The sequence below is a fragment of the uncultured Aquincola sp. genome (genome assembly GCF_964001545.1).
In the GTDB taxonomy this organism is placed as follows: domain Bacteria; phylum Pseudomonadota; class Gammaproteobacteria; order Burkholderiales; family Burkholderiaceae_C; genus Aquincola.
This window is the reverse complement of record NZ_CAXFDV010000057.1, coordinates 1-8,608: the sequence shown is the minus strand read 5'-3', so window position 1 is coordinate 8,608 and position 8,608 is coordinate 1. Positions and strand designations below refer to the sequence as shown.

Sequence of the window (8,608 nt, the reverse complement as noted above, 5' to 3'; positions counted from 1 at the left end):
TGCCAGCGCGGCGCGCATCGCCGACATCATCGGCGTGATCGACGGCATCGCCTTCCAGACCAACATCCTGGCGCTCAATGCCGCCGTGGAAGCCGCCCGCGCCGGTGAGCAAGGCCGCGGCTTTGCGGTGGTGGCCGGCGAGGTGCGCAGCCTGGCCCAGCGCAGTGCCGATGCGGCCAAGGAGATCAAAAGCCTGATCGGCGCTTCGGTCGAGCGTGTGGAAGCCGGCACCCGGCTGGTGGGCGATGCGGGCACCAGCATGCGCAGCATCGTCGACCAGGCGCACCGCGTGAGCCAGTTGATCGGCGAGATCTCCGCCGCCACCCGTGCGCAAAGCAACGGCATCACGCAGGTGGGCGGCGCCGTCGGCCAGCTCGATGCGGTCACGCAGCAGAACGCCGCGCTGGTGGAGCAGGGCGCCGCCGCGGCCGAAAGCCTGCGGCAGGCGGCTTCGCAGCTCAACGCCGTGGTGGGCCGCTTCACGCTGCAGGCCTGACCGCGCCACCCGCCGTGCATGCGGCGCTGTCCCCATCGCGGCGGACAGCGCCTGCGGAGGGCCGCTTCCACACTGCGGCCACAACACCTGGAGACAAGACATGCACCGTGCACCCATGGCGCCGGCCCGCGCCCGCAGCCTGCGCACACCCGCCACCGTGGCGGCCGCCTGCGGCCTGGCCCTGCTGGCCAGCGCCTGCAATGGCAGCGGCGACGACGACACGCCCACGCCCGCCGCTCCGCCGGCCGAAACCGCACTGGCGGTGGACTGCGCCGCGCTGCCCGCCCGCGCCCCCGCGGGCATGACGCTCACCGCCACCGCGGTGGCCGCCGGCACCGTGGTGGGCGGCAATCCGCAGCCCGCGCACTGCGTGCTCGATGGCCGCATGAACCAGCGCACCGGCGCCGATGGGCAGGCGTACTACATCGGCTTTCAGCTGCGGCTGCCGGCGGCGTGGAACGGCCGCTTCATGTTCCAGGGCGGTGGCGGCAACGATGGTGTGGTGCGCGATGCGCTGGGCTCCCTGGCCGGCGGCGGCTCGCTGGCAGGGCTCAAGACCGGCGCACTGGCCCAGGGCTTTGCGGTGGTCAGCACCGACGGCGGCCACCAGGGCACCAGCGCCAGCTTCGGCCTCGATCCGCAGGCGCGCATCGACCATGCCTACAACGCCTACGACGTGGTGACGGTCACGGCCAAGTCGCTGATCAACACCGCCTATGGCCGCAAGCCCGACCGTTCGTACTTCGTGGGCTGCTCGGGTGGCGGCCGGCAGGCCATGCTGTTTCCGCAGCGCTTCCCCGACTACTTCGACGGCATCGCCGCCAATGCGCCCGCCATCAAGGTGGCGCGGGAGGCGAGCATGGCCTCGGTGTGGGGGCTCATCAGCTACGGCGCGGTGTCGCCGGTGCTCAGCCAGGCCTTGTCGGACGCCGACCTGAAGCTGGTGTCCAACGCGGTGCTGCAGCGTTGCGACTCGCTGGACGGCGCGGCCGACGGCATCATCCACGCCAATCCGGCGGCCTGCAGCTTCGACCCCGCGGTGCTGCAATGCACCGGCGCCAAGACCGACAGCTGCCTGACCGCCGCGCAGGTGACGGCGCTGAAGAAGGACTTCGGCGGCCCGAAGAACAGCGCCGGCCAGTCGCTGTATGCCAGCTGGCCGTGGGACGCCGGCATCGCCGGGGCCGACTGGCGCAACTGGAAGCTGGGCACCAGCACCACCACCACGCCCAATGCGCGCAATGCCACCTTGATCGCGGCGGACGCGATGCGGCTGGAATTCTTCACCCCGCCCGCGCCCAACTTCGACTACATGGCCTTCAACTTCGACACCGACCCGGCGCGCATGGACGCCTATGCGGCGATCTACAACACCACCTCCACCGACGTGGCGGCCTTTCGCAACCGTGGCGGGAAGATGTTGATCGTGCATGGCGTCAGCGACGCGATCTTCTCTGCCAACGACAGCATCGACTACTACCAGCGGCTGCAGGCCGCGCAGGGCGGGGCCGAGGCCACGCGCAAGTTCGCGCGGCTGTACCTGGTGCCGGGCATGAACCACTGCAGCAACTCGGGCGGGCCTTCCACCGACCTGTACGACGCGCTGACGCCGCTGGTGGCCTGGGTGGAAAAGGGCGAGGCGCCCGACCGCATTGTGGCCAGCGCCGGGCCCGCCACGCCGTGGCCCGGCCGCACCCGGCCGCTGTGCCCGTACCCCCAGCAGGCCCACTACGACGGCGCTGGCCCGATCGACAGCGCCAGCAGCTTCACCTGCCGTTGATCAGCGCCCGCCGAGCTCCCACCAGCGCTCGGCGGTGAACTGCTGCTGCAGGAAGTCGATGAAGCTGCGCACCTTGGCCGGCACCAGCCGCGGTGACGGAAACACCGCATGCATCTCCTGCGAAGGCAGTTCGTAGGCGGGCAGCAGCCCCTGCAGCTCACCCGCCTGCACCGAAGGGCCGGCCACGTACCAGGGCAGGGCGGCAAAGCCCAGCCCGGCGCGGCAGGCGGCCAGCACCGCCGACAGGTTGTTGCTGCGCAGCGGGCCCTTGACCGGCACCACCTGCGTGCTGCCGTCGGGCGCGCGGAACTGCCAGCGGTCGTCGCCCATCACACTGCTGTAGACCAGGCAGTCTTCGGCGGCCAGGGCCTGCGGCTCAGTGGGGGCGCCGCGGCGCTCGATCAGCGGCGGCGCCGCCACCAGCGCCCAGGGGTTCACGCCCAGGTAGCGCGCGCCCAGCGTGCTGTCGGCCAGCCGGCCCATGCGCACCGCCACGTCGATGCCTTGCTCCACCAGGTTGACGTATCGGTCGTCGAAGCTCAGGTCCAGCGTGATGCCGGGGTGCTGCCGCATGAAGCGCAGCGTCAGCGGCACCAGCACCCGGCGGCCGAAGGCCACCGAACAGCTCACGCGCAGCATGCCGCCCACGCCGCTTTGCAGCAGCGTGGCCAGGTTGCCGGCTTCTTCCAGCTCCAGCGCGATGCGCTTGCACTTGTCGTAGTACAGCTGCCCCACTTCGGTGGGCGTCACGCCACGTGTGCTGCGATGGAGCAGCCGTGCACCCAGTTGGGCCTCCAGCGCCGCCACATGCTTGGTGGCGGTGGGCTGGGTCACGCCCAGGTCGGCGGCCGCCTTGCTGAAGCTGCCCGTCTCCACCACGCGCAGGTACAGCTGAATCCCGGTGATGCGGTCCATCGGCCGACTGTAAGCGCAGGCTGTGGCTGCCTTAGGGAGTGACGCGGGGTGGTGGGCCGGCTACGTTGGACGATGCATCACACCACAAGCAAGGAGACAGCATGACGGTTCAAACGACGGCTCAGGCACTGGCGCTGGTAGCCTGCATTGCGGCGGGCACCGCGACCTCGGCGGGCGCGCAGACCGCGATCGCGCCGGGCGGCACGGCTTCCTTCACCTTGGCAGGCACGGTCAGCCTGTACCAGGTGTTCGGGCACAGCGGTTCGGTGACCGGTGCGGCCACGGATGCGCCCTACGTCAGCTTCACGGCCGGCAGCGGCAAGGTATTTACCTTCACGTCGGTCACCGGCGGGCTCAACTGCTGCTCCAACCCGGGCGCGCTGGCCACCCCCGAGGGCGGCAACTGGCTGGGGCCGGCTTCCAACATCACGGGGCTCAACGGCATTTCCAATGCCGCGGGCAACACCCAGCTGCCGCTGGTGGCGATGTTCGGCTCCGAGACCGACCCCTTCGGCCAGCCCGCGCCCGCTGCGCTGCCGGCCTGGGACGCCAACAACCCGCAGAGCCAGGCGCCGGGGCTGTACCAGGTGTTTTTCGTTGGCGACGGCCGCGCGGGCCGCGACGACGCGGCTGGCGCCTTGCTCACCTTCACCGCACCGGTCCAGGCCACCCGGCTGTACCTGGGCTTCGTCGATGCGTACAACTTCGTCGGTACCTCGGCCTACTACTTCGACAACCCGGGCTCGGTCAGCGCCACGGTGGCGCTGGCGGTGCCCGAGCCCCAGGCCGCCGCGCTGATGGGGCTGGGGCTGCTGGGCGTCGGCATCGCCGCGTGGCGCCGCGGCCGTCACGCGGGCTGATCCACCGCTCTACCGAGCATCTCTGTGCCGCCCCGGGATGGGGCGGCACGCACCACTTCGGGTTTGCGAGCATCGCGCACGGCTCTTGCTTGACTACATTGCTTGCATACAAGCGATGTCGTTCAGTTTGTCCGGTCCTTCTCAGTGCTTTGGAGAGTGGTGATGCCTCGGTTCTTCCGTTCCCTGTTCGGCCAGGTGGTGCTGGCCCTCGTTGCCGGCGTGCTGCTCGGCTACTTCTTCCCCGCCATCGCGGTGCAGCTCAAGCCTTTGGGCGACGGCTTCATCAAGCTGGTGAAGATGCTGATCCCGGTCATCGTGTTCTGCGTGGTGGTGCACGGCATCGCCAGCGCCGGCGACCTGAAGCGCGTGGGCCGGGTGGGCATGAAGTCGCTCATCTACTTCGAGCTGGTCACCGGCGTGGCGCTGGCGCTGGGCCTGCTGCTGGCCTGGTGGTTCCAGCCCGGCGTGGGCATGAACGTGGACCCGTCCACGCTGGACGCCAAGGCCATGAGCGCCTATGCCGACAACGCCAGCAAGCTCACCGGCGGCGGCTTCACCGAGTTCGCGCTCAAGCTCATTCCCACCACCGTGGTCAACGCGTTCGCCACCGGCGACGTGCTGCAGGTGCTGCTGTTCGCCATCCTGTTCGGCTGCGCGCTGTCGCTGCTGGGCGAGCGCGGCAAGGCCGTGGCCGGCCTGGTGGACGACCTGGGCCAGGTGATGTTCAAGATCATGGGCCTGATCATCAAGCTGGCGCCGTTGGGTGTGCTGGGCGCCATCGCCTTCACCGTGGGCAAGTACGGCATGGGCTCGCTCAAGCAGCTGGGCATGCTGGTGGCGCTGTTCTACGGCGCGGTGTTCATCTTCGTGTTCGGTGTGCTGGGGCTCATCATGCGGGCCTCGGGCTTCAGCCTCGTCAAGCTGCTGCGCTACCTGCGTGAAGAGCTGGCCGTGGTGCTGGCCACCACCTCGTCCGACAGCGTGCTGCCGCAGGTCATGGCCAAGCTCAAGCGCCTGGGCATCCGCGACAGCACCGTGGGCCTGGTCATTCCCACCGGCTCCTCGTTCAACCTCGACGCCTTCTCGATCTACATCACGCTGGCGGCGGTGTTCATCGCGCAGGCCACCAACACGCCGATTTCCACCGCCGACCTGCTGACCATCCTGGCCATCTCGCTGGTCACCAGCAAGGGCGCGCATGGCGTGCCGGGCTCGGCCATCGTGGTGCTGGCGGCCACGCTGCATGCCATTCCGGCCATCCCCGCCATCGGCCTGGTGCTGGTGCTGTCGGTGGACTGGTTCATGGGCATCGCCCGCGCGCTGGGCAACCTGATCGGCAACTGCGTGGCCACCGTGGCCATCGCCGCCTGGGAGGGTGACATCGACCGCGAGCGGGCCCATGCGGTGCTCAACGGTGAAGTGCCGCCGCCGGTGGCCGACGAAGCCGTGGACGCAACGCCCACGCTGCCGGTGGCGCAGCCGGCGCTGCGCTAGAGTGCCGCGCCATGTCGTCCAGCAACAGCCAGTCCGCCATCGCCGAGCGCATCGTCGAATCGATCCTGGCGCAAAAGCTCAAGCCCGGTGAGCGCCTGGGCGAGCAGGACCTGGCCGAGCTGTTCGACGTCAGCCGCACGCTGGTGCGCGAAGCGCTGATGCAGGTGCAGGCGCGCGGCTTCGTGGAGGTGCGCAGCCGCAAGGGCTGGTACGTGGTGGAGCCCTCGATCGAGGAAGCGCGCGACGCCTTCTCGGCCCGACGCGCGGTGGAAGCCGGCATCCTGCGCCAGACCGAGGGCCGGCCGCTGCAGCAGGTGCTGGGCCGGCTGCGCCGGCACATCGAGGACGAGAAAGCCGCCATCGAAGGCGCCGACCCGGCCACGCGCGCCTTTTTGCTGGCCGACTTTCATGTGTGCCTGGCCGAATGCCTGGGCCACCGGCTGCTGGCCGACATGCTGCGCGACCTCACGGCCCGCACCACGCTGGTGGCCACGCTGTACCAGAGCAGCCACGAGGCCCTGGCTTCGTGCCAGGACCATGAGCGCATCGTCGCCGCGCTGGCCGACGGCCAGGTGGACGAAGCCGAGCGGCTGATGCTGGACCACATCGGCAACGTCGAGTCGTCGATCGGCCAGCATGCGGCCGAAGAACAAAGCGCCCAGGACCGCCTGCGCGCCACGCTGGCGCCCGTTGCGCCGCCGCGGCCGAGATCCGTTTAGCGGCCGCCGCCCGGCCGCTCCGAAGGCGGCCGCGCAACCCGCTTGGCGGGTGGCTTCACGTACCCGTGAAGCCGGGTGCTCCATTCACCGGCGCCAGCCGCCACCGCGCCCGTACCCCCGGTCCCAGCGGCCGGGCGCCCACTCGCGGTGGCCGCCGCGCCAGACCCAGCCGCCTTCGATCCAGATCGCGCCCGGGTAGGGCGCCACGCCCACCACCGGCGGGCCTACCACCACCGGCGCCCCGTAGGCGTCGTACACCGGCGGTGGCGGTGGGGCATACACCGCGCAGCCGCCCAGCAGGCCGGCCGCCAGCAACGCCGCGCAGGCGGCGGCGGCGCCGACCCGGCGGGAAGGGGCATCGATGCGGCTGTCCATGGCGATCTCCTGTGTCATGCACCCCTTCAACGCCCTGGGCGCGCCGCTTGCCGACCGCGCCACGCTTCGGTTTGTACGCAGGTGTGAACTGCCGCAACCGGGGTAGCGTCACCCCCCGGGCAGTTAGCATTCGCGCCCGCCTGCCTGTCCGTCCGCCTGCCCTCGCCACTTCCTGTCCGCCGTGAAGCGCCTGCGTTCCCTTGCCCTGCTGATGACGGTGCTGCTGGCCCTGGCCCTGGTGGTGGCCGCGGCGCTGGGCGCGCATGCGGCCGGCCGCCGCGCCGCGCTGCAGCGGCTGGACGACGCGGCCCAGCACCGGCTGGACATGATCGCCAGCACGCTGGAAGCCGCGGTGGCCCGCTTCGACTACCTGCCTTCGGTGCTGGAGATGACGCCCAGCGTGCTCGACCTGCTGGAGCGCCCCGACGACACCGCCCTGCGCGACGAGGTGAACCGCTACCTGCGCGGCATCAATGCCACCGCGGGCGCCGACATGCTGTACGTGGTCGACCGCCGCGGCATGGCGCTGGCCGGGGCCGACTGGGACCAGCCCGGCACGCCGGTCGGTCACGACCTCTCTTTCCGGCCCTACGTGCGCTCGGCGCTGGCCAAGGGCCAAGGGCGCTTCTACGGCGTGGGCGTCACCAGCCGGCGGCCGGGCTATTACCTCTCGTACAAGCTCAGCCGCGACAACCGGCCGCTGGGCCTGGCCACCGTCAAGGTGCGGCTGGCCGATGCCGAAGACGCCTGGCGCCGCCTGCCCGGCCAGGTGATGGTGGTGGACGAGAACGGCGTGGTGGTGCTGAGCACGCAGGACGTCTGGCGCTTTCGGCCGCTGCAGCCGCTGTCGGCCGCCGCGCGCGCCGAGATCGACCGCAGCCGCCCCTACGGCCATGCCACGCTGGTGCCCATCGACTGGCAGCCGCGGCCCGCCGAAGGCGCCGGCCCGAACGAGGTGGTGGCGCTGGGCGGCACGCAGTACGCCGTCTCGCAGCGGGCCATGCCGCGCACCGGCTGGCGCATCTACGTGCTGGACGAGCTGTGGCCGGTGGTCGATCAGGCCCGCACGCTGGCGCTGGCCGCCGGCATGGCCAGCCTGGTGGCGCTGATGGCGCTGCTGATCTTCTGGCTGCGCCGTCGCACGCTGCGCCAGCGCATGGCCAACCAGGCGGCGCTGCAGGTGGTGCTCAAGGCCGCGCGCGACAGCCTGGAAACCAAGGTGGAAGAACGCACCGCCGAGCTGCGCGCCGCGCAGAGCGAGCTGCTGCATGCCGGCAAGATGGCCGCGCTGGGCCAGATGTCGGCCGGCATCGTGCATGAGCTGAACCAGCCGCTGGCCGCGCTGCGCACGCTGTCGGACAACGCGGTGGTGCTGCTGGAGCGCGACAAGCCCGAAGACCTCAAGTGGAACCTGAGCCGCATCGGCCAGCTGGTGGACCGCGTGGGCAGGCTGACGCAGCAGCTCAAGGGCTTTGCGCACAAGGCGCCGCCGCAGGCGGTGCCGGTGCCGGTGCAGCGGGTGCTGCAGGGCGCGCTGCTGCAGGTGCAGCCGCGGCTGCGCGCGGTGGGCATCGACTTCGAGCAGCACATCGACCCGCCGGCCCTCACGGTGATGGCCGAAGAGCTGCGGTTGGAACAGGTGCTGGTGAACCTGCTGGGCAATGCCATCGACGCGATGGCTGCCTCGCCCGAGCGGCGCCTGCGCTTCGAGGCGGTGATCGCCGACGGCCGCGGCCGCATCAGCGTGGAAGACAGCGGGCCGGGCATTGCGCCCGACATGCTGCCGCGCCTCTTCGAGCCCTTTGCCACCACCAAGCCGGCCGGCGCCGGCCTGGGCCTGGGGCTGATGATCTCGGCCCACATCGCGCGTGAACTGGGCGGCAGCCTGGCCGGCCACAACCGGCCCGAGGGCGGCGCGGCCTTCGTGCTGATGCTGCCGCTGCGGCCCAGCCACACGGCATGATGGGCC

General features: G+C 70.9%; 8 protein-coding genes. 6 read left to right on the top strand and 2 right to left on the bottom strand.

All coding sequences use genetic code 11. From position 1 onward, the window contains the following. Together ABNT58_RS02110 and ABNT58_RS02105 are read left to right on the top strand one after the other, a co-directional pair. The coding region (locus ABNT58_RS02110; protein ID WP_348751862.1) for a methyl-accepting chemotaxis protein at nt 1-496 on the top strand (496 nt) is incomplete at its 5' end. Between the two features lie 100 nt (nt 497-596). Then, nucleotides 597-2,276: a tannase/feruloyl esterase family alpha/beta hydrolase gene (locus ABNT58_RS02105; RefSeq protein WP_348751861.1), complete on the top strand. Its 1,680-nt coding sequence runs from the start codon at nt 597-599 to the stop codon at nt 2,274-2,276. Here ABNT58_RS02105 and ABNT58_RS02100 read toward each other — a convergent pair whose 3' ends face one another. Beyond that, entirely contained in the window at nt 2,277-3,191 is a 915-nt protein-coding gene (locus ABNT58_RS02100) for a LysR family transcriptional regulator (protein WP_348751860.1), read from the bottom strand. It abuts the gene before it with no gap. A 101-nt stretch (nt 3,192-3,292) separates the two neighbouring features. Here ABNT58_RS02100 and ABNT58_RS02095 point away from each other — a divergent pair, with 101 nt between their 5' ends. The 3 genes from ABNT58_RS02095 (at nt 3,293) to ABNT58_RS02085 (ending at nt 6,264) form a co-directional block, all read left to right on the top strand. Continuing rightward, on the top strand, nt 3,293-4,051 hold the full coding sequence (locus ABNT58_RS02095) for a PEP-CTERM sorting domain-containing protein (protein ID WP_348751859.1): 759 nt from the start codon (nt 3,293-3,295) through the stop codon (nt 4,049-4,051). A 162-nt stretch (nt 4,052-4,213) separates the two neighbouring features. Then, nucleotides 4,214-5,545: a C4-dicarboxylate transporter DctA gene (locus tag ABNT58_RS02090; protein ID WP_348751858.1), complete on the top strand. Its 1,332-nt coding sequence runs from the start codon at nt 4,214-4,216 to the stop codon at nt 5,543-5,545. Nucleotides 5,546-5,556: 11 nt separating this feature from the next. After that, nucleotides 5,557-6,264, top strand: a complete 708-nt coding sequence (locus ABNT58_RS02085) for a GntR family transcriptional regulator (protein ID WP_348751857.1) — start codon at nt 5,557-5,559, stop codon at nt 6,262-6,264. A gap of 84 nt (nt 6,265-6,348) precedes the next feature. Here ABNT58_RS02085 and ABNT58_RS02080 read toward each other — a convergent pair whose 3' ends face one another. Then, complete coding sequence (locus ABNT58_RS02080) at nt 6,349-6,657, bottom strand: hypothetical protein (protein ID WP_348751856.1); 309 nt, start codon at nt 6,655-6,657, stop codon at nt 6,349-6,351. Nucleotides 6,658-6,820: 163 nt separating this feature from the next. On the opposite strand from ABNT58_RS02080, the gene ABNT58_RS02075 reads away from it, so the two are divergent. After that, nucleotides 6,821-8,602 (top strand): ATP-binding protein, encoded by a 1,782-nt coding sequence (locus tag ABNT58_RS02075; protein WP_348751855.1) that lies wholly within the window; start codon nt 6,821-6,823, stop codon nt 8,600-8,602. Nucleotides 8,603-8,608: the final 6 nt, after the last annotated feature.